Genomic DNA, 22,175 nt, shown 5'->3' on the forward strand with positions numbered 1-22,175 from the left:
GCTCTGGCGGTCAAGGTCGGTGATGGTGCGCGCATCATGAAACGGGGAGCTGAGGCGCATGGCAGGATCAAACGCAACCAATGTTGCCGGAAAGACCGTCGCGATCACGGGGGCGAGCCGAGGGATAGGAGCGGCGGCGGCGAAACGCTTTGCCGAAGCTGGCGCCCGCGTGGCGCTCATTGCGCGTAGCCGTGACGCGATTGACGCCTTGGCCGATGAAATCAACGCATCCCAAGGCGCGAACCGTGCTCTTGCCATCGCCGCGGACGCTGCGGCACCCGGAGAGATCGCGGCAGCCATCGCGAGGACGGTCACGCATTTTGGGCGGTTGGATGTGCTGGTCGGAAATGCAGGTGTTATCGGTCCGATGAACCGGATCGACCTTGCTGAAGCGGACGCCTTCCGAGAGACAATCGCGATCAATCTGACAGGCGTTTTCGAGGGGATTCAGGCTGCAGCGGCGGCGATGATCCCCCAAGGGGGTGGGACGATCATTACTGTATCTTCCGGCGCGGCGCAGCGGCCGTTGGAGGGCTGGGCGGCGTATTGCAGCTCGAAGGCCGGTGCCTACATGTTGACCCGCTCTGCTGATCTGGAATTGCGCGAAAAAGGCATCCGAGTTCTCGGGCTTTCCCCCGGGACGGTGGCGACGGATATGCAACGGGTCATAAAGGAAAGCGGTGTTGGGCCAATCGCGCAGTTGGACTGGTCAGCGCATATCCCGCCGGAATGGCCCGCTGAAGCGCTGCTTTGGATGTGTGGGGAGGAGGCTGATCCGTGGCTGGGAGATGATGTTTCGCTGCGGGACGACGACATCAAACGCAAGATCGGGTTGATCGCATGATCCGTATTGAACGCGAAGGACCGCGCCTGACGATCACGCTGAACCGGCCGGAAAAGGCCAATGCGCTGACATTCGAGATGCTGGCCCAACTGGCGCAGGCGGTGACGAACAACGCCGATGCGCGGGTGCTGGTGCTGACCGGCGCGGGAAAGGTTTTTAGCGCGGGCATGGACCTTGCCGAGGCGCAATCCGGCCTGCCGCGCAATCCGGTTTGGAGCGATGCCTCAGAAGCAATTGCGGAGTTTCCGGGCCTGAGCATTGCGGCGCTGAACGGCACCTTGGCGGGCGGCGCATTCGCGCTGGCACTGCCGTGTGACCTGCGGGTTGCGGTGCCGAACGCGAATTTCTTTTATCCGGTGATGAAACTGGGTTTTCGCCCGCAACCGCATGACCCTGCGCGGCTGGCTGCGCTTGTCGGGCCTGCCCGCGCCAAGTTGATCCTTATGGCGGGAGAAAAAATCTCGGCCGAGGAGGCGCTGAGTTTTGGATTGATCGACAGGATTGCCACAGCTGACGAGATGGAAGCGGTTCTGGAGCGGTTAACCGAAGGTGTGTGCGCGGCGAGTGATGCCCATCTGCGCGCGATCAAGGCGATGATTGACGGTTAGCGCCGTTTCCCCGGTGTGCGGGAGATAAAAGACGGCGGACGTTTTGCGACCCATGCGGCGAATTTGGCAATGCGGGGGTGGCTTAGCAGCGCCTCAGGTGTGTTGTAATTGCGGGCAAGCTCGGCCTCGCTCAATGTGGCGTGAATCTCTTTGTGGCAGATGTGATGCAGCAGCACGGTTGGCCCGCCCTTGCCGCCCTTCAGCTTGGGGATCAGGTGATGCAGGCTTTGCGGAACGTCGGGCGGGATCGGACGCTGGCAGAGGGGGCAGACGGGGTTGTCTTGCATCGCGGGTTGCACCTTAAGGATTGGTATGGGCAAGAAGATGGCATGAAACGGGACGAGAGCAAGCGATGGTGACGCGCGCTGCGGTGATCGGCGCTGGCCCTGCGGGGCTGATGGCGGCGGACGTGCTTTCGGCGCATGGGGTGGCTGTGACCGTTTATGAGGCGATGCCATCGCCCGCGCGGAAATTCCTGATGGCGGGGAAATCGGGCCTGAACATCACGAAAGAAGAGCCTTTCGAGCCGTTCATGCAGGCGTATGGCGCGTCTATGCCCGTGGCGCTGCGCCGTGCGTTGGAAGGTCTTGGACCGGCTGAGGTGATGGCATGGGCGGAAGCGCTGGGCCAGTCGCTTTTTACGGGGAGTTCTGGGCGGGTGTTCCCGACAGTGATGAAGGCCTCCCCGCTGCTGCGGGCATGGCTGGCGCGGCTGACGGCGCAGGGGGTCGTGCTGGAGCGGCGAGCGCGCTGGGAGGGCTGGGACGGTGATGCTTTGTTGATCCGGCGCCCTGGCGGGGTGGAACGGGTGCGTGCCGATGTGACGATACTGGCGGCAGGTGGGGCAAGCTGGCCGCGGCTGGGCGCGGACGGGGCATGGGCCGGCTGGATGGGCGCGGCGGATGTCGCGCCGTTTGCGCCTGCGAATATGGGGTTCGAGGTGGACTGGACGCCGCATATGGCGCGGCATTTCGGGGCGCCGGTAAAAGGTTGTGTGTTGCGGGCGGGCGCGTTGGAGGCGCGGGCGGAATTTGTGATCTCGGCGCGGGGGGTTGAAGGCGGAGGTATTTACGCTGTCTCTCAGGCGGTGCGCGAGGGGGCGCCGCTGGTGGTCGATCTGGTGCCTGATCTGGAATTGGCGGTGGTTGCGAAACGGCTCGCGAAGCGGCGTAAGAAGGACACAGTGACGGCGCATTTGCGAAAAGCGCTGCGGCTTGATCCGGTGAAGATTGCGCTATTGCAGGAGTTCGGGCGGCCGTTTGAGGGTGATTTGGCGCAGAAGATCAAGGGTTTGGAACTGCGCCATGCGGGGCCGCGGCCGTTGGCGGAAGCGATTTCAACGGCAGGGGGGCTGCGGTTTTCGGCGCTTGATGACGGGTTGATGTTGCGCGGGCGGAACATGGTTTTTGCCGCGGGTGAAATGCTTGATTGGGAGGCACCAACAGGCGGGTATCTGATTACGGCTTGTCTTGCCACGGGGCGCTATGCGGCTTTGGCGGCTTGTCAGCGCCTTGCCTCCGCTGCGGGCGCGGCGGGAAGAGGATAGCCAGCGCGGCGGCGGCGAGACTGGCGAGGAAGCCACCTAACGCGATGGCGACAGCAGGGCGCGGCGCGGTGGGTGTGACTGGCAGCAGCGCAGGTGCGATCTGATAGATCGGCGGTGGCGCGATCAATGCACTTTCGGCTTGGGTAAGGGCGCGTAGGCGGAGATAGGCGATGGTTTCGGACGCTTGGGTGACCTGCATGCGCAGTTGTTGCCAATGTAAGCGGGCGGTGGTTTCCGCCGCGACCTGAGTATCGATGTCAGTGATTTCGTCCGCGAGGCGCTGGGCGCGGGGGCTATCAGGCGCGAGCGTTGCGTGACTTTCGCTCAGGGCGCGGCGGCGGTCCAGCAGTGCAGGGCGGGGATCGGGGGCGAGGAGGTCGTGCGCTGTTGTGAATTGTTCTGCTGTACTCGTAGCAAGCTTGTGTGTGTCCTCGGCGGCGGCGCGGCGTTCGGCAATCCATGTGGCATGGGCTGCGGCGCGGCTATTTTGGGCTGTGGCGCTCTCGTTCAGGTGCAAGCGTGCGAGGCGATTGGCGACCTGCATGGCGCGCTGCGGGGTCGGGTCGAGGACAGAGATCTCGAGTACGCTGCTATCAGGCAACGGGCGAATGATGATTTGCTGCGCGAGGGTGGCGGCATGGCGTGCGTGAGGGCTGCGGGCGTTGCGGGCCTGAAGGAAAGGAGAGTGACCTTCGAGCCATTGTATCGCGGGTAGGGTGCGCAGGGTGTCAAGCAGCGGCGCAGGGGGCGCGGGCACTGGTGGGATGTCGTTGGCAAGGCGGACGAGCAGGGCAGGATCACGCAGGGCGGCTGCGGCGCTGTTGAGCCGTGTCACGGATGGCGACAGGCGCGGCATCACGCTGGCGACGTCGAGGGAGGCAGCAGGAGCGCTGCTTTCTGTCAGCGCGAGCCGCGTGGTGGCGGTGTAGAGCGGTTGCGCCAGAAACAGCGACCATAACCCCGCTGCAACCGCGCCTGCCACTGCGGCGAGAAGCACCCGAAACCGCGCACGCCACAACAGCGCCCCGAGGGGCGGCACGGTGGCTTGCGGACGAAGCTCCTCTAGCAGAGTGCGGTTATGAATCGTCATGAAGCGAGAATACCGGGCGCTGTGTGGAGGCTTTCTTAACCAAACTGCGGTTGCATGGTCCCATGCAGAACAGAATGATTCAAAATGTTGATACCGGCGCTGTTTGGAGGCGACGGAGGGCGTTTTATGTGGCGGGTGGCAAACGGGTTTTGGACATTGCCTTGGTGATCTGCGCGGCCCCGTTTGCACTGCCAGTGGTTGCTGTGCTGTGGGCTGCGGTGCGTTTGCAGGACGGCGGCTCCGGATTCTACAGCCATCCGCGTGTCGGGCATGGGGGCAGGCCGTTCCGCTGTTACAAACTGCGGAGCATGACCCCAGAGGGAGGACAACCGCTCCGGCAGATGCTGGAAACTGATCCTGAACTGCGTGCTGAGTGGCGCGCACGGCAAAAATTGACTGCCGATCCGAGGATCACGCCGTTGGGCAGTTGGCTCCGCCGCACCGGCTTTGATGAACTGCCACAGCTTTGGAATGTGCTGTGCGGCGAGATGAGCCTTGTTGGTCCGCGGCCGATCACAGCGGAGGAATTGCGGCATTACGGGGTTGCCTCAGCGCGATATCTGGCTGTGCGACCGGGTTTGACGGGCCTGTGGCAGATAACCGGCCGCAAGTCGCGAGGGGATTGGCACGCCCGCAGGCAGCTTGATTTGAACTACCTCTCCCATATGTCACTCTCGCGTGACTTTTTGATCCTCGTAAGGACGGTTTCTGCTGTTTTGCGGGCAGAGGGAGAGTAGCAACTGCCCAAAAGGCCAGCAGGCAGGGCGAGCCAGAGCCAGTTTGTGTAAAGGGTGCGGTAACCGCTTACCAGTCCGGCGGATAGAAGGCTGCCCAAGGCAAGCAAAATAAGCGCGCGGCAGGTTGCATCGCCGCGCAGTGCTGGATGCAGCCAGGCTTTCAGGAAGATCAACGCGCCGGTAATATGCAGTACAAGGCTGGGAAGGCCCTCTTCGAACAAGCGGGTGGCGATATGAGCGTTAATGCCTGCGGGAACTTGCCCGAAGCGCAAACCCAGTCGCTGTGCGACCTCGTAGGCATAGGGTGTGATTGTGTGATTTTGCCCCAAGCCATTGCCAAAGACGTCGCCCGAGAGGAGTGGACCAGCCGCGCCAAGCATGGTGGCAAGCCGCATTGAGGCAGAGCGCCACGCGGCGCCTGTTTCCCATCGTGGCTGAAAGAACGTTAGCCAGAAGAGCAGCGCTAAAGCCGCCACCAGAACTGACAGCGCGCAGAGACGTCGCACCCCAACACCGTGCAGCGCAGCAGCAGCAAGCAGATAGGGCGGGGCCAATAAAAGCGCTGTCGTTGATCGGCTGAGCGCAAGGGTTGCGAGGCATGTGAAACCCAGCATCCACGCCCATGCACGGGGTGACGCAAACGCGACAGCCGCCCCGACCAGAAGATGGATCGCGAGGCTGGAGACTTCTGGAAACAAAGCGAAAGCGCGGCCCATATGCGGCGGCAGACGGAAGGTCGCGTTGTTGCGGAAGTCGAGCGTTTCGGCGCCCAATTTGAATTGCGCGAGTGCGAGGATTGTCATCGCGGCCGTCGCGACGAGAAAGCCGGACAAAAAACCGCTGCGAGCATCGGCATGACCGCAGATAGCACCGAAGAGAAGAATGGCGCCCGTGCCACTGATGACGGCATGCGCAAGCGGCAAAACGGACAGGGGGCCGGTGAAAGCTGCTGAAACCAGTGCTGAAGCCATATGAAGCGCGGCCACTATGAGCAGTTGTGGTGGGCAACGTGGCAGAAGCCAGAGCGCCAATGGCCAACCGAGAATGACCCAGAGATCAAGCATTTGCGCTGGTAGTGGTGCCTGAATGATGGCCAGCGCCGGAAACCAAAGGCCGATCCCTGCGCCGAAGGCCCAGATGGTCAGTAGCCTGCTTTGGAGCGCGTTAGGCGGCATGACGGCTCGTGAAAAGTGATGTGATGACTGCGTGTGCCTGCCTCTCGAAATCGCGCGCCTGAACGAAGGCTGTTCCTGATTGCAGTTCCGCGCGCAACCTCGCGCGGACCTCCGGGCCTGCGGCCTCTAACGCGAGGATTTTTGCGGCTGCTTCGTGTGGTGTTGTGGCGTGGAGCATCGCATGAGGGACGAGCTCCGTTACGCCACCCGATGGGGCGACGATTGGTAAAATGCCGGCGGCAATCATCTCACCAACGCTGATGCCGAAATGCTCCGGCGCAGTCGGGTGATAGCCGTAGCGTGTGCGTGCGAGAAGCATCGCGCGGGCTGCAAAAGTGGCATTTGGGTAGAGCGACAGGCCAACTTTGTTGCGGTGTCGCTTTATGAAGCGCGAAGCGAAGCGGCTTTGGGCGCGGCCAATGAGCGCGAGCTGCGCTGGATACCCACCGGCGCGGAGGGTAGTGAGCAATGCGATGCTTTTTTCGGGCGCTTTTTCTGCCGAGATGCGGCCGATGGAGAGGATGGAGCAGGCCGTGCGCTCCGTTGTAGGGGTGCCGAGTGGACTGGTATCCAGAGGCGGGTAGAGGACGGTTGTGGCGCCGGCGATCTGCTGGGCTGTCCATTCGCTGTTGGCGATGCGGGCGGGTGTTTGGCCGATGGCTCCCGCTCCTGCAATGTGATGGCAGAGGCGCGTGTAGCCCCGTCGGATGGTGTGTGTGGGCTTTCGCAACGCGCGCAGGTGGGAGGGGTGGCAGGAAAACAGCCACGGCGCGTGGTGGATTGTGGTTGTCGGGGTTTGCAGTGGCGGCCCGTCGCCATAGGCAAGGATGACATGGTTATAGGCGGGCGCGATGGCGCGCGCCTGGCGGCAGACCAGAGCCCAGGCCAGCAGGGCGGGCAGAGGCGAGGGGCGTGCGGCCGGGTCTTGCGGCAGGCCTTTTGACAGGCCGTGAACATCTAGGTGATGCACTTCGTGGCCGGCCGCCATCAATGCATCTGTCAGGCGCGCGGTGTAGAGTTCGGCGCCGCCAGCCTGCCGGTGGTCTCGTTCAGCGATGAGGATCATGCGCCTTCCAGCAGTTGCGTGAGCATGGCGTGTTCCTGGGGTGAAATGGCGGGCGTTGCATTGCGGAACCAGAGCGGGCGCAGCGCGGCTTTCGCGGCAGGAGGTAGGGCGTGGCGTAAGGGGGCGTGCCATCCGGCGCGATGAAGAAGATGCGCGAGCGGCGGGCAACGGGGCAAGGCGCTGGCGTTGCGGGCAATACGGGAACGGTCGAACCCCTGCGGTGCAATGCCGAGAAAACGGGCGATGCAGAGCAGGGTGCTGCCTGGCGCAGTGATCAAGGTGTCAAATTGGATGTGCAAACAGCGCTCGGGCGGAAAAACGGCGCGGAGGCGCGCCAGAGCTGCGGTCTGCTGCGACGGGCGGAGCAGGTAACGCAGGATCGGCGGGCCGGAGTGCGCGCGTTCAGTGGCAATTTCGGATGTGAGGCTGGCGCGGGTGCGGCCTGTGCGGCGAGCCAGACCGTAATGCGAAATGGCCCGCGCAACGGGATCGCGGGTGAGCGTGATAATACGGGCATCGGGGCAGGTTCGGGCGATTTCGGCGGCGGCGCTGGTGCTGGCAAGGTAGCTGGTCGAGGCATCGAGCCGCCAGCGGGTGTTCGCAATAGGGTCATAGAGGCTGGCGTAATCCGCAATGGTCGACAGAAGCGCGAAGTTGCCGCGTGCGCGCGGAGAAAGGGGATTGGTGACATCAAGCAGGCGTTGGAGCTGCGGGTCATCGGGAGGTGGGAAGTCTTCCCGTGCGAAGTAATTGGGCTCCTTGATTGGTGGGAGCGCGATGTCAGGGTGGCTCGATAGCCAAGCGGAAAGCTGGGTTGAGCCACTGCGCGGGGCAGCGAAGAGGAACAGGTTGGGTAAAGTGTTCATGCGGCTTGTTCCTGTGCGTGTGGGGCAGGAACCGCTTCGGTCTTGGCGCGAGGTGGCGAGCCGAGGCGCCCGATAGCAAAGCCGCCGTAAGCGGCAAGGGAAACCGCAAGGACGTAGGGAAAAAGCGCGGGGCGGGAGCGGGCGGCGTGCAGGGCCAGTAGGGCGGTGATGCCGAGCGCGAACAGCGGAACGATCCACCAAAAGGTGCTGATGGTAATAAGAGACGTAATCACAATGGCGCGCAGGGCCATAGGCAGGGGGCGGCGCAGGTGCCGACCATAGCCGTTACGGTGGTATTGGCGGAAAAGAGCGGCGAGGCTGGCGCGCGGGAGGTAGGTGACGGGATGGCTTGTTTGCAGATGGATACGCCCGCCAGCGGCGCGGAGGCGCTGATCATAATCGAGATCTTCGGCTGCGGGGAGCCTTGCGTCGTAGCCGCCGAGAGCGCGGAAGGTGCTGAGGCGGAATGCGGCATGGTGGCCATGTGCCGCGAAACCGGCGCGGGCATTGGCGCGTCGGTAGACGGCACCGCGATGACCGAGCGGATGGTTCAGGAAGAGCGCGGCGGCCGTTTGCCATGAGGTTTTCGCATACTGGGGATTGACCAAGCGGAGTGAGACGACGCTATCAGCGGCGGCTTCCGTCAGCAGGCGGGCGACGGTGCTGACGTAGCCGCGTGGGTAGTGGGAATGTGCGTCGATCCGGACAAGTGTGGAAGCGCCATTGCGGTCGGCCCATTCGGCTGCAAGATTAATGGCGTGGGCCTGCGTGATACCATGATTATCAATCAAAATCAGACGGTTGGACGCCGCCGCATGGCTGCGGATTATATCGCGGCTGGAATCGCTGCTGCCACCGTCGAGCATCAGGATCGGCCAGTCCCCCTCCGCCAGTAGGGAGGTGATCAACTGGGGGAGGGAAGCGGCCTCGTTGAGTACGGGAACCGCGACGACGATGCCGTAGTTTGACCGAGGCGCACACATTATGCGACTGCCGCGTGGAGCGCCGGATAGCCGAAGCGCTGCATCTCATCATGGTATCTTTCGGCCACGAGGGCGGAAAGCTCGGCTGTGTAGAGCGCCTGCCAACGCACACGCGGGCGCGCATTAAGGCGTGGTACATCCGTGATCCGGATGCCGTAATCGGTACCTAGCCGAGGAAGGACGTTTGCAAGTTCTTCGGTGCGATAGACTTCATCCACAAAGTCGGCGCACCACTCAGACAGGCGCCAAGTTCCGTATTGGCGCCATTTCTGATGGCGCGCTCCGCCACCACCGCGACCGGCGGGTTTGGTTGCCTTTATCCAACGGGCAAAATCAGGTGGGCCGATTCCAATCCCCTGACGGAGCCGCCAGACGGGATCGACGTCTGCGATCATGCGATAGAGTGAAACCAAGCGGGCATAAGGGTTTCGAACGAAGGTGATGCGCCTGTATGACCAGAAGTCCAGCCCCCTTTCCCGAAAGGCAACATGGCATTCGCGGGGGGTCATGTGCGGGTAAAACGGTGTTTGCGGCGTGGCATTGCGAAAGGGGACGATCGGTTCGTCCGCCCACGGCTCGAAAACGGCGCGGACCGTTTCGGACCCAGTGCGGGGGTTGGAAAAGAGGATCAGGGAATGGCGGTGCGAAATGATCATGACAAAACGCTAGATCGAAATGGTTAATAGCCCGTGCGCAGCGTTAGAAATCAAAGATAAAATCATCGACATCCAATTGGGCGACTTGCAGGGTATCGCCCGCAGCTTCGAGGCGAATGCGCTCGTCGCCCGCGGTGATCAGGACGCCATAGAGCTTTTGCTGAAAATCAAGGGACTCGATTCCCGATATATGTGACATGCCGCTGAGGTCGATGCGGTCCTCGCCAACTGTGAAGTCGGTGATCCTGTCGAGGCGTCTGTCATCTATGAATACAAAGGTATCGGCACCTGCGCCGCCGGTTAGGATGTCGCTCCCCCGCCCGTCGATCAGCCTGTCATCGCCGCCAAGACCTTGCAGGAGGTCATTGCCGTCTTTGCCGTGAATCAGGTCACGCCCATGATGGCCGCGCAGGGTTTCGCCGGTGCGGGTGCCGAGGTGGGTCTGGCCGAGGTTGGTGAAATCGAGGTCAAAACGGGTAAAGCCGGTTTCGGATCCTGCGGCGACGAGCGTCACGGTGCTGCCCGAGGTGGTAGCGGCAATACTGTTGATGTTTCCAAGCGTCGTCTGAACGCTGTCGGCGATTGACTCGATGTGGCTCAGAATGCCGCCTGGTTGGATTTCGAACAGGCTCAGGCCATCATCTGCACCTCCGGCGATGAGGAAGCTGCGACCGGCGACTGAGAAGCTTTCGACTGCTGTTACCCCATCGAACCGAGTGTCTCGGGTGTCGAGATAGGTGGCGACGGGGAACAGACCGCCCCATTTGTTGATTCGCAGTACCGAGAGTGACCCAGAACCCGCGGCACCGAGAATGAGGTAGGATTTACCATCGACCTCGGCAGTTGTGAGCGCGCTGGGGGCATGAACGGGCAGGCCTTCGTCCACACCGAGCGAGTCGCGGGTGCGCATGTTACCCCATTTACCCATCCAGAAGCTGGTAACGCCGTGATCCCCAGCGGAGGCGGTAAAGAGGAAGGTGCGGCCAGAAATCTCGGTGGTGGCGAAGTCGGCCACATCGCGGAGATAGCTGTTGGTTGTATCGGCGCGGTGGATGTGGGTCTTGAGCGTGTCGTCGGCAGTCCATTCCTGAACTGTCGCGCCGGACTTGCCCCAACTGCGGGTGACGAAAAAGCTGTGGCCGTCGACGGTGTAGGCGCAGGTGGATTGCACCATACCGGGTGCCTCTGCCGGCGTGTGGCGGGTGCCGAGGGTGCCGTCGCTCGGCAAGTTATAGAGCGCCATTGCGTCGTCAAATCGGCCCGAGGGCACGAGCAGGCGTTCGCCAGATGGGCTGGTGAGGAGATCAAGGTCGCTCAGGCCCCATGTGCCGCGTTCGGGCCCGCCGGTCATCTGATCGACAAGGGCGGTATAGGTTGCCGCCAAGGTGAAGCTGGAAATCGTGCCGTCGATTTGCGAACCGACGAAGAGAACTGGCAGCATGCCGCTATCGTCGATCACCAGCGTTGTTATCCCGTCCAGATGGGGAAGGGTTGAGATAGTCTCGATATCTTGGAAATAGCCCATCTTTGCCCCCAAAGCGCTGCCAGTTCCGGCGAAGTGCTTTCAGGGTGTGGAGACGATGCGGAGCTGGCGCGACGAGATTGCGTCAGTAGCGGGGAGACTGCCGCGATTTTTAGGAAATCTGTTGGTGTTTAGCGTGGGCCTGTCAGCGCGATACGCAGCAGGGCACGCTCGACAAGCGCTTGTTGTGGCGCGCGCGATGCGGAGCGGAGTTGCAGATCGGTATCAATCAGCGTTTGTAATGCGCGCTCGGTGCTGCGGCGGCCCCAGCGCTCGGCTTGCCGGACCAGCTTGTCACGCCGCGGGCCGAAGAGCGGCGGGCGCATGCGCGACGCGCCGGCAGACGGGCCGCCGGGATCGGAGGCAAGGGTGTGCAATGTGCGGAAGAAGCGTGTTGCGCCGATGCACAGGGTCACAGGGGTGACGCCTTGCGCGTAGAGGCGGCTGAGGACAGGCGCAATTTCCTGTTTGCGGGCCTCTGCGACCACGGAGAACAGATCATCGAGGTCAGCTTCCGTGGAGCGGGGTGCGGATTCGGCGACTTCGTCGGCGCTGAGAGGGGTGTCGTCGCCACGTTTGTAGAGAGCGACTTTCTCGAGCGTCTGGCGGAAATCACCCGGTTCCAGTGCGCGGGAGAGGGCGTTGAGCGCGTCAGTGGCGGCTGGAGAGACATTGCGAAGGCCGGCTTCTGCCAGCATCTGCTCGACTTCCTGCCGTGAGGGGGGATCATCGTAGATGCCTGCTGCATAGGCGGTGCGGTGGCTTTCGAAGGTTTTGCGCAGGGCGGACTTGGCATTGAGCTGGCCGGCCGTGGCGATGATCTGCGCGTCACCGGGTTTCCAGTCTGACAGGGCTGCGCTGAAGATCGGGGCGAGGCCGTCTGTCGCGCCTTCGACATGGACGGCGCGGGGGCCGGGAAAGAAGCCGACAGCTTTGACCGCATCCAGCAAAAGCGCGGGCTCTTTGCGCAAATCGCCGCCGTCGATGCGGCTGAGGCGCATTTCGGCTTCAGCATCAGGACCGACAAGCGCGGTAAGCACCTGCTTGCGGCGTTCGGCGACGCGCATGGCGTCGGCTCCGAAGATCAGAAGCCCTGTCGCCTCTGCATCGGGTTTGCGGAAATAGGCCGCCGCATCGCGGGTGGAAAGCTTCATGGCGCGACCGCTGCGGGATCGGCCAATAGGCGGGTGACAACGAGATCGGCCAAATTGATCATCAATCGTTCCGACGCATCGCGTTGGGCGGCGCGGGTGGCGACGGTTGTTCCGGTTGTCGAGTAGCTGGTGAAGTTGGTCACGGTGCCGGTGGAACGTGTGTTCCCACCGAGATCGGTGAGCGTATAGCTTGCAGAGCCGAGGAGATTGACCCGAGAGGGGGCGTTATCGCTGCCGATGCCGATGAGGCTTTCGCTCACATCGATAGAAACAGCGAGGCGAAAGCGCGTTTCTTCGGTTTGGCCGAGGCGCTCTTCGAAGCGGTTGCGTAAGTGAAAGCCCGAGGGTGTGTCGGGCATATCGTAAGCGATAGAGCCGCGCAGCGTGCTGGCGCTGCTGTCGGTGCCGTAGACCGGCGCGAAACCGCAGCCTGCCAAGACCGACAGCCCAAGCATAACGAGGCTGCGGCGCAACAGGCTGTGGGGGTTTCTAGATGACAAGGTTTACGATCCGACCGGGAACAACGATGACTTTTTTAGGTGTGGCACCATCAAGTGCACGTTGAACAGCCTCCAACGACAGGGCAAGCTTTTCAACCTCTTCTTTCGGCATATCCTTGGCGACGGTGATTTCCGCGCGGCGCTTGCCGTTCACCTGAACGGGCAAGGTGACGGTGTCTTCAACCAGCATCGCCGGATCAGCCACGGGCCAAGGGGCTGTGGCGACGAGGCCTTCCCCGCCCAGAAGCGCCCAAAGCTCCTCGGAGAGGTGCGGCGTCATTGGTGACATCAGCTGTGCCAGAGTGCGGGCGGCGGCTTTCTTGGCCGCGCCGCCTGCCTTGGATTTGGCCAACATGTTGGTGAAGGCGTAGAGCTTGGCGATGGCGGCGTTGAAGCCGAAGCTCTCGACGCCTTTGGTCACATCGTCGATTGCCTTGTGCATGGCGCGAAAGAGATCCTGATCGCCGTCACCGCTGGCATCGTCCATCGTGGCGATGTCATTGGCGATGCGCCAGACGCGGGCGAGGTGCTTGGCCGTTGCCTCGGCGCCGGAGGCTGTCCATTCCACGTCGCGCTCGGGCGGACTGTCGGAGAGGACGAACCAGCGGGCGGTATCGGCGCCGAATTCGGCGATGATGTTCACCGGATCGACGACGTTTTTCTTGGACTTCGACATCTTGGCCGAGGGGATGATCTCGACTTCGGTGCCGTTGGCGAGTTTGCCGTCAGTCACTTCTTCTGGGAGGTGGTAGACGGGGCGACCGCTGGCGTCGCGGGTCTGGTAGATCTCATGTGTGACCATGCCTTGGGTGAAGAGCGCATCGAAAGGCTCGATGGCTTTTTCTGGCAGGTGGCCGCAGATCTCCATCGCGCGGGCGAAGAAGCGTGAATAGAGCAGGTGCAGGATCGCGTGTTCGATACCGCCGATATACTGATCGACGTTCATCCAGTATTCGGCCTCTTCCGCGACCGTTGGGGTGGTGGCGCGTGGCGCGGTGAAGCGGGCATAATACCACGAGGAATCGACGAAAGTATCCATCGTATCGGTTTCGCGGCGGGCTGGTTTGCCACAAGACGGGCAGGCGCAATCGCGCCATGTGGGGTGGCGATCCAGCGGGTTGCCGGGGATATCGAAGCTCACATCATCGGGCAGGGCGATGGGGAGGTTCTCTTTCTTCTCCGGTACCACGCCGCAGCTTTCGCAATGCACAACGGGGATCGGGCAGCCCCAGTAGCGCTGGCGGGAGAGGCCCCAATCGCGCAGGCGGAATTTGGTGACGCCGGTGCCTACGCCGTTGGCCTCGCAATGGTCGATGGCGGCATTGACGGCTTGTTCGCCGGTTTGCTGGCTGTCCCCTGCGAAGCCGCGAACATAGTGCACTTTTTCCGCCTTTGTCGGGACGTAGGCTTCGCTCAGTTCGGCATCGGTGCCGTCTGCTGAGAAGACAGGGATGATCGGCAGGTCATATTTGGTTGCGAAGTCGAAGTCGCGCTGATCATGGGCGGGGCAGCCAAAGATGGCGCCGGTGCCGTAATCCATCAGGATGAAATTGGCGATGTAGACGGGCAGCTCCCAGCTATCATCAAACGGATGCTTGCAGGTCAGGCCGGTGTCGAAGCCGAGCTTTTCGGCCTTTTCCAATGCTTCTTCGGTGGTGCCGCCTTTGCGCGCTTTGGCGCAGAATTCGGCAACATCCGCGCGTTGTGCTTCAAGCTCTTTTGCCAGCGGATGATCGGGGGAAATACCAACAAAGCTCGCGCCCATGAGCGTATCAGGGCGGGTGGTGTAAACCTCGATCTCGCCGCCATCGGTACGGGAGAAGCTGAACTGAAGGCCACGGGATTTGCCGATCCAGTTGGCCTGCATCAGCTTCACTTTGGCGGGCCAGTTATCCAGCCCGTCGATGGCGGAGAGCAGCTCCTCGGAGAAATCGGAGATTTTGAAGAACCATTGGGTGAGTTCGCGGCGCTCCACATCGGCACCGGAGCGCCAGCCTTTGCCGTCGATCACCTGCTCGTTGGCGAGAACGGTCATATCGACCGGATCCCAGTTCACCACGGCGTTTTTGCGGTAGACGAGGCCTTTGTCGAGGAAGTCGATGAAAAGCGCTTGCTGCTGGCCGTAGTATTCGGGGTCGCAGGTGGCGAATTCGCGGGTCCAGTCGAGCGACCAGCCCATCGGTTTCATCTGGGCTTTCATGTCTTCGATGTTCTGGTAGGTCCAGTCTTTCGGGTGGCCGCCGGAGGCCATCGCCGCGTTTTCGGCGGGCATACCGAAGGCGTCCCAGCCCATCGGGTGCAGCACATTATGGCCTATCGCCAGTTTATAACGCGCGATGACGTCGCCCATTGTGTAGTTGCGCACATGGCCCATGTGGATGCGGCCCGAAGGGTAGGGGAACATCTCGAGCACATAGTATTTGGGCTTGTCGGCGGTGCGGGTGGCGCGGAAGACACCGGCCTCTTCCCAAGCGGCTTGCCATTTTGCTTCGATCTCGTTGGCGGCGTAACGGGACATTCTTATTTCCTTGCGCAATCGGACAGAGGGCAGGCGCCGCACGGTGGCGTTGCCCGGGGCGGGTTTAGACCGTTTGTGGCCGGGAATCTATAGGCCGCGATCGGCAATCCGCAGTTGGCGCGCGCGATCGAGGATGGCATCTTCGACGGCTTTGCGGGTTGCTTCGCTGGCGGAGCCGTTACGGGTGGAAAGGGAGACGGAGAGAACGCGGGCTTCGAGTGCGCCGTCAGAGATCACGACAGTCGCGCGGTAGGCGCGGTTGCCGCCCGGGGGTGTGCCATAGCCAAATTCGATGACGCCGGTGAAGGGATCGGCGCTCTCGACTGGCAGGAAGTTCAGGACATCGAGCGCGGCGAACCAGAGGTACTTATTGACCGAGGTTTCTTCGGCGGCGCTATCAGCAGTTGCTGGGCTTGTAACGGGTTCACCACGAGAGAATGGGTTAAGATTGGACAGGGTGTAGCCAATGCCGCCGGAACAGCCCGCGAGCACGAGGCTGGCCGCAAATAGGGCTGCGAGGCGGGTTTTAGATGTGGTGTTTGTCATGGCCTGTCCCCCCTGATGACATGATGCGGTCAGGTGTAGCGAAGCCGTGATTGGGGGGCAAGTTTCCTGCGCTGTTGTTTGACAGGCGTACAAAAAGAAAGAGCGGCGCCGAAGCGCCGCTCAAACTTAAGCTACTTTCAGGTTCGATTAGAACGTGAAGGTAACTGCAACTTCGGTGCCTGTGCCGTAGTCGGCAGCGCCGGAGTCGGTGCCGTCGAGTGCAGCGCCGGTGTTGTTGAAGGAACCGCGGACGGATGCACCGCTGCCGAGATCGTACTCAACACCAACGTAGTAGGTGGAAGCGTTAGCGAACGCACCAGCGTAAGCAACGAGACCGCCGCCGAGGTCGTAGGAACCTTCAACGTCGAAGTCGGTGCCGTCGTAGGAGGTCAGAACCTCAAGAGCGCCAGCTGCATAGTCAGCGGAGATGGTGTATGCGCCGCCGTTTGCGTAGGTGAAGCCCAGAGTGAACGGAGCCATTGCGTAGGTTGCGCCGACTTCCCAAGCGTTGGTGTCGCCGGTGGATGCAGTCAGGTCGATGCCGCCAACGGTGGTGCCAGCAGAAACACCCCAGCTGGAGCCGGAAGCGAAGTTAGCCGTTACGTCGAGGCCAGCTGCTGCGCCGGAAACGTTTACGCCCCAAGCGTTGGTGTCGTTAACGTAGCCAACAGCAACGTCGAAGCCGCTCATTGCGGTCGAAACGCCAACCTGCAGGTTGGTGCCGTCGCCGTTCATGGACGCGCCGAGAGTGAAGCCGGACATGGTCACGGAGCCAGCGATTTCAGCTGCTTCTGCGTCGGTGTGGACGCCAGCAACTTCGGTCTGACCGGTGATTGCGTCAGCAAGATATGCAGCTTCGCCGAGGCCTGTGCCGAAAGTGATGCTTGCGGAGTCGGTTGCCAGCGTGATGTCGCCGGTTGCAACGCCGGTGTCGTCGAGCGTTACGGAAGCAGTGGCGGTGATGCCATTGTTCAGCATTGCGGACGCGGAAGCGGTCAGCTCAGTGGTGGTTGCCAGAGCGCCAGCGTCGGTGTTGTACGTGGCGGTTGCTTCACCTGCCCAAGAGATGGTGCTGTGGCCAGCGGCGGAAGCGGCGCCGGCGAAAGCTACGACAGATGCCGAAGCGAGAAGGATGCTTTTCATGGTTTTTTCCCTCGTGTTTGCATTCCCGAGAATGCCAGTTGGACTAGCATTGAGCATGTCTTTGCTACTTAACCTCCGAACACTCAAGCAATTTGGCCTCCATTTTTTTGACTGCGCCAAAAATGATGCATGAAGGTCACACCGTGGGACAGTGGTTTGGGCGGTGACAAAGGCACGTTCACCAACTATTTGGGGGCGATAAGCGAAAATACCCCTGAAAACAGGAGCCTGACATGTCCTTAAAAGAAATACGCGCTCGCGTTCAGGTTGCCGCGGAAGCGCATGGACGACGCGCGGAAAGTGTAACCTTGATCGCGGTCTCCAAGGTGCAGCCCAATGCGCGGGTCGAGGCGATTCTGGAAGAAGGGCATCGGGTGTTCGGCGAGAACAAGGTGCAGGAGGCGGCAGGGAAGTGGCCGGATTTCCGTGAGCGTTATGAGGGGATCGAACTGCATTTGATCGGTCCTTTGCAAACGAACAAGGCCCGCCAAGCGATGGGATTGGCGCAGGCGATCCATTCATTGGACCGCCCAAAGTTGGCGAACACGATTGCCCGTTTGGCGCAGGAGCTGGGCGCGTGCCCTGACCTTTTCATACAGGTGAATACAGGCGAGGAACCGCAGAAGGCAGGGATTCCGCCATTGGAACTGGACGATTTCGTGGCGGAGTGCCGCAAGATGGATTTGCCAGTGAAAGGGCTGATGTGCATTCCGCCGGTGAATGAGGAGGCGTCGCTGCACTTCGCGCTGCTCGCAAAGATGGCCGCGCGAAACGGGCTTGATGGCTTGTCGATGGGGATGAGCGACGATTTCGAGAAAGCGATTTCGTTCGGGGCGACCCATGTGCGGGTCGGCTCGGCCATTTTTGGTGCGCGGGATTATAGCGCCGCTGGCTAGAGCAGGTGGCCCGACTTTTTCGCCTTGGTCGCAAGGTAGTGGTGGTTGAAGCGGTTCTCGCCAACCTTCAAAGGTACCCGTTCAACGACTTCAATGCCGGTTTCATGCATGCGCGTGACTTTGGCGGGATTGTTCGTCAGCAGCCGGACTGCTGAAAAGCCCATCCGCTTCAGGATTTCAGAACCGATCCGGAAATCGCGCTCGTCGTCTTCAAAGCCGAGGCGGTGGTTTGCCTCGACCGTATCGAAGCCCTGATCCTGAAGTGAATAGGCGCGCATTTTGTTGGCAAGGCCGATGCCGCGCCCTTCCTGATTCAGATACAGAAGAACACCAGACCCTGCGCTGCCCATTTGGGCAAGCGCACCGCGGAGCTGCGGGCCGCAATCGCACTTGAGACTGCCGAGCAGATCGCCGGTGAAGCAGGCCGAGTGGAGGCGTGCGAGCACTGGCGCGCCACGGTCGGGGCGGCCGATTTCGATGGCATAATGCTCCTCTGCGCCATCTTCGGGGCGGAAGATATGCAGGCGGCCTGCTTCGGAGACGTCGAGCGGCAAGCGGGCGGAGATGATCGGGTTGAGTGGCGCGAGGTCTTGGGTCAGCGCGGTTGCGGCATCTGCTATGGTGAGCTGGTTCTCCTCCGCGAAGCGTGCGGGGTCGACAAGCGGCATGACCACAGCCGCGGGCAACAGCCGCGCGGCTTTGGCAAGGGCGATGGCAGCACGGTGCAGATAGGTGTCGCCATCGCGCATAGTCGCAAGCGGGCCTTTCATCGGTGATTGCAGATCGTCAGCGGGATCAGCGATGGAACGTACCCAGTGCAGGGAAGCGTCCGGGGGCAGCTTGAGGCGGGCAATGTCGCCGTCGTAGGCGCGTGCCTTCAGGGTTTCGGCGCGGCGGGCGGTAATCGTGAGCGCGGCGTCGCCATGCATCGCAAGAAGTGCGGCCAATCGCGCGGCGGTGAGCGTTTCAGCCGCGAGTACCAGAGCGCCTTTGGCACCTGACATCAGAACAACGGGCACGCCCATGCGCAGATCCGCGCGGGCGCGGGCGAGGCTTTCGGTGCTGTCAGGGGCGAAGCTCATTATGGGGCTCGGATGCTGTTTCAGGCTGTCAGATAATGCCATCTGCACCCAAAGTGAAACATTTCCCGTCAAATTGACACGAGCGCGTGAGAGAAATGTTGCAGTCCTTGCCTATTCGCCTCCTGCGCCCACATCATGCTGAGGAAGAGGATGGAGATCATGGGACAACTTAAAAGAATCCTTTTGGTGGATGATGACGAGGATCTGCGCGAGGCGCTGGGCGAACAGCTCGTGCTGACCGAGGACTTCGATGTGTTCGAGGCTGGAGATGGTTCTGAAGCGCTCGCGCGGGTCAAAGAAGGGCTGTACGATCTGGTCATTCTGGACGTTGGGTTGCCGGATACAGACGGCCGCGAACTTTGCCGCCTGATGCGCAAGCAGGGCGTGAAAAGCCCGATCCTGATGCTGACGGGGCAGGACTCTGACAGCGACACGATCTTGGGTCTGGATGCGGGCGCGAATGATTATGTGGCGAAGCCATTCAAGTTTCCGGTGCTGTTGGCGCGTATTCGGGCGCAGCTGCGGACGCATGAGCAATCCGAGGATGCGGTGTTCCAGCTGGGGCCATATACGTTCAAGCCTGCGCATAAGGTGCTGCTGACGGAGGATGATCGCAAGATCAGGCTCACCGAGAAGGAAACGAATATCCTCAAGTTCCTTTACCGCTCGTCGGAAGGGGTGGTGGCGCGGGATGTGCTGTTGCACGAGGTCTGGGGATACAATGCGGGTGTCACCACGCACACGCTTGAAACCCATATCTATCGGCTGCGGCAGAAGATTGAGCCTGACCCGTCGAATGCGCAAATTTTGCTGACCGAAAGCGGCGGCTACAAGCTTGCGTCGTGACATAAATCAAATTGGCACAGTGTTTGCTGTGTTATGAAACCCGAGAGACCCCTTGATGGCGGGGTAATGCCATCACCTCCCTGTTGGACTGCCCGGGCTTAGGCCCGGGCTTTTTTTGTGCTAAGTTGTCCGTATGGGGGATTAGGGATGCATGCGGAATTCAGGCAGGAAGAGGTTCTGGAGCTTTGGTTCCCCGATAGCGGGCATCAGGCGACCAACGAGAGCCATGCTGCTTTTTGGCAGGAGCGGATGCAGGGTGGGATGGATGCGCGGATTTGTGAGCGGTTTGCGGATGTGACGCTTGCCGCTGCGCGGGGCGGTTTGGATCATTGGGCGGAAAACCACTATGGGCGGTTGGCGCTGATTTTGGTGCTTGACCAGTTTTCGCGCTCATTGTGGCGGGATAGGTCGGAAGCTTTTGGGCAGGATATCAAAGCGACGCGCTTGGCACTTGAGGGGATCGAGAACGGTCACTATGCCGCGCTCAAGAATGCGTGGGAGAAGCAGTTCTATCTGATTGCGATTTTGCATTGCGAGGGACCGGATCATCTGGCTCGTTCCGAGCGGGCCGTGGCGATGAATGAAGAACTTGTGGAGAAAGATGCGCTGCCGCATCTCGACCGTTACAAGGAACTGGCGGTGGCGCAGAGCAAGCGTATGCGGGATGTAATTGCGCGCTTCGGGCGGCATTCGCACCGCAATCCGATCCTTGGCCGCGTGTCGACCCCCGAGGAAGAGGATTACATCGCTGGGGGCGACTTTCCACATGTGCAAAAAGGTGCACCAGCGCGCGACAGTGCTTGAGGCTGGAGGGGTGGGGCGATAGGGTCCGTCGAACATAAAATTCGCCGGAGCTGCCATGACTTTTCGCCTTGCCACTTGGAACATCAACTCGGTCCGGTTGCGGGCGCCGCTTGTCGCGAAGTTGATGACGGATGAGGCGCCAGATGTTCTGTGCTTGCAGGAATGCAAAAGTCCTGTGGAGAAGATCCCCTGCGAGGTGTTCGAAGCGCTGGGATACCGTCACATGGTTGCGCGGGGGCAGAAGGGATATAACGGCGTTGCGATCCTTTCCAAACTGCCGATTGAGGAAGCCGGATCAGAAGATTTCGCGCAGCTGGGGCATGCTCGTCATATCGCGGCGCGATTGGAAAACGGCGTGACGATCCATAATTTCTATGTGCCTGCGGGCGGTGATGTGCCGGACCGTGAGGTGAACGAGAAATTCGGCCAGAAACTGGATTATCTAACGCAGATGCGGGACTGGTTTCATGCTCAGGCGCCTGAAAAATCCATTCTGGTTGGTGATCTCAATATCGCGCCGCGTGAGGACGATGTGTGGAACCACAAGCAACTATTGAAGATCGTGAGCCATACGCCGGTTGAAGTTGAGCATTTGGCAGAGGTGCAGGAGGCAGGACGCTGGGTCGATGTTACGCGGCAGGACATCCCTGAAGGGCTGCTTTACAGCTGGTGGTCATACCGCGCGAAGGACTGGGATGCAGCCGATAAGGGGCGGCGCTTGGATCACATTTGGGCAACGGCGGATATTGCCAATGCGGGCCATTCCAGCAAAGTCTTGCGGGATGCGCGCGGCTGGGAGCAGCCATCGGACCACGCGCCGGTCTTCGCGACGTTCGACCTCTAATCGCTTATAGGTCCGCGACAGCAGTTGCCACGACCTGCCCTAGAGTTTGATGTGCGGCTTCGTCGAAATGCACGCCATCGACGGGGCTGACAGCGATGTGCTGGCCTGCATCAAGGAAGCCTGCGCCCCATGCATGTGCGAGGTCTTGATAGAGCGGCGCGAGCGCGGCGCTTTTGGCGGCTCCTCCTGCGAAAGTTGCCGCGAAGGGGCCAACCTCGACAACCGGCGGCGGGGCGATGACCAAGACTTTGTAGCCGCCATGGGCAGCTTGGTTTTCGGGCGCGAAAGCGATGCCAAGAAGCCCACCCAATCCTGCGCCGATCTCTTCTGCTGAACCTGCAACTTCGCATTTGGTATCGTTGGTGCCGAGCATGATGGTCAGCACATCAATGGGGCGGTGTGTTTTGAGTGCGACCCGTAGGCCGAGCCAGCCGTTCATCACCGGCCCCATCAGTAGATCATCGAATTTCGTCATGCGCCCGGGAAGGCCCTCTTCGATCAGGTTCCATTCGGGGCCAAGAGCGGCATGGGTGACTGTTGGCCAGCGGACACCGGCCGGATGACGACCGATGAAGTCATGGCTTGGCATTGGCGGGGTGCCGTGGGTGTTGCTGTCGCCAAATGTGAGGAGGGTGGGCATTCTCGAATCCTGCTGTTTGGAGAAGGCTAGGCGAGCTTTGTCCGGCGGGAAAGGAGGAATCACGCTAATCCCCCCTTGGCCTTTTGGCGCATGGCGCACATATAGGGGC

23 protein-coding genes are annotated in these 22,175 nt (G+C 61.4%); 8 read left to right on the top strand and 15 right to left on the bottom strand.

The window, feature by feature from the left end:
- Positions 1-58 precede the first annotated feature (58 nt).
- Both AB1E42_RS01925 and AB1E42_RS01930 read left to right on the top strand, forming a co-directional pair.
- On the top strand, positions 59-844 hold the full coding sequence (locus tag AB1E42_RS01925; protein ID WP_368345317.1) for an SDR family oxidoreductase: 786 nt from the start codon (positions 59-61) through the stop codon (positions 842-844).
- The gene (locus tag AB1E42_RS01930) at positions 841-1,452 is read left to right on the top strand and encodes an enoyl-CoA hydratase/isomerase family protein (protein ID WP_368345318.1); all 612 of its coding nucleotides are present in this window, start codon (positions 841-843) and stop codon (positions 1,450-1,452) included. Before AB1E42_RS01925 ends, AB1E42_RS01930 begins: the two co-directional genes overlap by 4 nt.
- Here AB1E42_RS01930 and AB1E42_RS01935 read toward each other — a convergent pair.
- Positions 1,449-1,739 (bottom strand): HNH endonuclease, encoded by a 291-nt coding sequence (locus tag AB1E42_RS01935; protein WP_368345319.1) that lies wholly within the window; start codon positions 1,737-1,739, stop codon positions 1,449-1,451. The two genes, AB1E42_RS01930 and AB1E42_RS01935, sit on opposite strands and share 4 nt — an antisense overlap.
- A 68-nt stretch (positions 1,740-1,807) precedes the next feature.
- Between AB1E42_RS01935 and AB1E42_RS01940 the strand changes: the two genes are divergently transcribed.
- On the top strand, positions 1,808-2,998 hold the full coding sequence (locus AB1E42_RS01940) for a TIGR03862 family flavoprotein (protein WP_368346347.1): 1,191 nt from the start codon (positions 1,808-1,810) through the stop codon (positions 2,996-2,998).
- Here the strand turns inward: AB1E42_RS01940 and AB1E42_RS01945 are convergent.
- Positions 2,910-4,088: a Wzz/FepE/Etk N-terminal domain-containing protein gene (locus AB1E42_RS01945; protein WP_368345320.1), complete on the bottom strand. Its 1,179-nt coding sequence runs from the start codon at positions 4,086-4,088 to the stop codon at positions 2,910-2,912. The genes AB1E42_RS01940 and AB1E42_RS01945 overlap by 89 nt on opposite strands.
- 74 nt (positions 4,089-4,162) lie before the next feature.
- On the opposite strand from AB1E42_RS01945, the gene AB1E42_RS01950 reads away from it, so the two are divergent.
- A complete protein-coding gene (locus AB1E42_RS01950; protein WP_368345321.1) occupies positions 4,163-4,825 on the top strand; it encodes a sugar transferase in 663 nt (220 codons plus the stop codon).
- On the opposite strand, the gene AB1E42_RS01955 is transcribed toward AB1E42_RS01950, so the two are convergent.
- The 11 genes from AB1E42_RS01955 to AB1E42_RS02005 form a co-directional block, all read right to left on the bottom strand.
- Positions 4,741-6,000, bottom strand: a complete 1,260-nt coding sequence (locus AB1E42_RS01955; RefSeq protein ID WP_368345322.1) for a hypothetical protein — start codon at positions 5,998-6,000, stop codon at positions 4,741-4,743. The genes AB1E42_RS01950 and AB1E42_RS01955 overlap by 85 nt on opposite strands.
- The gene (locus AB1E42_RS01960) at positions 5,990-7,066 is read right to left on the bottom strand and encodes a glycosyltransferase family 4 protein (protein ID WP_368345323.1); all 1,077 of its coding nucleotides are present in this window, start codon (positions 7,064-7,066) and stop codon (positions 5,990-5,992) included. Before AB1E42_RS01960 ends, AB1E42_RS01955 begins: the two co-directional genes overlap by 11 nt.
- Positions 7,063-7,932, bottom strand: coding sequence for a sulfotransferase (locus tag AB1E42_RS01965; RefSeq protein ID WP_368345324.1), 870 nt, complete (start codon positions 7,930-7,932; stop codon positions 7,063-7,065). The genes AB1E42_RS01960 and AB1E42_RS01965 overlap by 4 nt, the downstream gene beginning before the upstream one ends.
- Complete coding sequence (locus tag AB1E42_RS01970) at positions 7,929-8,915, bottom strand: glycosyltransferase (protein WP_368345325.1); 987 nt, start codon at positions 8,913-8,915, stop codon at positions 7,929-7,931. Before AB1E42_RS01970 ends, AB1E42_RS01965 begins: the two co-directional genes overlap by 4 nt.
- Positions 8,915-9,571, bottom strand: a complete 657-nt coding sequence (locus AB1E42_RS01975) for a sulfotransferase family 2 domain-containing protein (protein ID WP_368345326.1) — start codon at positions 9,569-9,571, stop codon at positions 8,915-8,917. The genes AB1E42_RS01970 and AB1E42_RS01975 overlap by 1 nt, the downstream gene beginning before the upstream one ends.
- A gap of 43 nt (positions 9,572-9,614) precedes the next feature.
- A complete protein-coding gene (locus AB1E42_RS01980; protein ID WP_368345327.1) occupies positions 9,615-11,096 on the bottom strand; it encodes a calcium-binding protein in 1,482 nt (493 codons plus the stop codon).
- Positions 11,097-11,224: 128 nt separating this feature from the next.
- Complete coding sequence (holA, locus tag AB1E42_RS01985; RefSeq protein ID WP_368345328.1) at positions 11,225-12,247, bottom strand: DNA polymerase III subunit delta; 1,023 nt, start codon at positions 12,245-12,247, stop codon at positions 11,225-11,227.
- Positions 12,244-12,747: an LPS assembly lipoprotein LptE gene (gene lptE / locus AB1E42_RS01990; protein WP_368345329.1), complete on the bottom strand. Its 504-nt coding sequence runs from the start codon at positions 12,745-12,747 to the stop codon at positions 12,244-12,246. Before lptE ends, holA begins: the two co-directional genes overlap by 4 nt.
- Positions 12,737-15,265, bottom strand: a complete 2,529-nt coding sequence (leuS, locus tag AB1E42_RS01995; RefSeq protein ID WP_368345330.1) for a leucine--tRNA ligase — start codon at positions 15,263-15,265, stop codon at positions 12,737-12,739. Before leuS ends, lptE begins: the two co-directional genes overlap by 11 nt.
- Before the next feature lie 87 nt (positions 15,266-15,352).
- Complete coding sequence (locus AB1E42_RS02000; protein WP_368345331.1) at positions 15,353-15,811, bottom strand: DUF3576 domain-containing protein; 459 nt, start codon at positions 15,809-15,811, stop codon at positions 15,353-15,355.
- A gap of 147 nt (positions 15,812-15,958) precedes the next feature.
- Entirely contained in the window at positions 15,959-16,954 is a 996-nt protein-coding gene (locus AB1E42_RS02005) for a porin (RefSeq protein ID WP_368345332.1), read from the bottom strand.
- A 233-nt stretch (positions 16,955-17,187) separates the two neighbouring features.
- Between AB1E42_RS02005 and AB1E42_RS02010 the strand changes: the two genes are divergently transcribed.
- A complete protein-coding gene (locus AB1E42_RS02010; RefSeq protein ID WP_368345333.1) occupies positions 17,188-17,850 on the top strand; it encodes a YggS family pyridoxal phosphate-dependent enzyme in 663 nt (220 codons plus the stop codon).
- On the opposite strand, the gene ribA is transcribed toward AB1E42_RS02010, so the two are convergent.
- The gene (gene ribA, locus AB1E42_RS02015) at positions 17,847-18,932 is read right to left on the bottom strand and encodes a GTP cyclohydrolase II (RefSeq protein ID WP_368345334.1); all 1,086 of its coding nucleotides are present in this window, start codon (positions 18,930-18,932) and stop codon (positions 17,847-17,849) included. The genes AB1E42_RS02010 and ribA overlap by 4 nt on opposite strands.
- A 159-nt stretch (positions 18,933-19,091) precedes the next feature.
- Here ribA and AB1E42_RS02020 point away from each other — a divergent pair, with 159 nt between their 5' ends.
- From AB1E42_RS02020 to AB1E42_RS02030, 3 genes are all read left to right on the top strand, one after another.
- Positions 19,092-19,778 carry a response regulator transcription factor gene (locus tag AB1E42_RS02020; RefSeq protein WP_368345335.1) on the top strand — a complete coding sequence of 229 codons (687 nt, stop codon included), beginning with the start codon at positions 19,092-19,094 and terminating at the stop codon, positions 19,776-19,778.
- Between the two features lie 147 nt (positions 19,779-19,925).
- A complete protein-coding gene (locus AB1E42_RS02025; protein ID WP_368345336.1) occupies positions 19,926-20,582 on the top strand; it encodes a DUF924 family protein in 657 nt (218 codons plus the stop codon).
- Between the two features lie 55 nt (positions 20,583-20,637).
- Positions 20,638-21,426, top strand: coding sequence for an exodeoxyribonuclease III (locus AB1E42_RS02030; protein WP_368345337.1), 789 nt, complete (start codon positions 20,638-20,640; stop codon positions 21,424-21,426).
- Positions 21,427-21,430: 4 nt separating this feature from the next.
- Here AB1E42_RS02030 and AB1E42_RS02035 read toward each other — a convergent pair whose 3' ends face one another.
- Complete coding sequence (locus AB1E42_RS02035; protein ID WP_368345338.1) at positions 21,431-22,066, bottom strand: GDSL-type esterase/lipase family protein; 636 nt, start codon at positions 22,064-22,066, stop codon at positions 21,431-21,433.
- Between the last annotated feature and the right edge of the window lie 109 nt (positions 22,067-22,175).

This window comes from Pelagovum sp. HNIBRBA483 (assembly GCF_040931995.1).
GTDB lineage: Bacteria > Pseudomonadota > Alphaproteobacteria > Rhodobacterales > Rhodobacteraceae > JAEPMR01.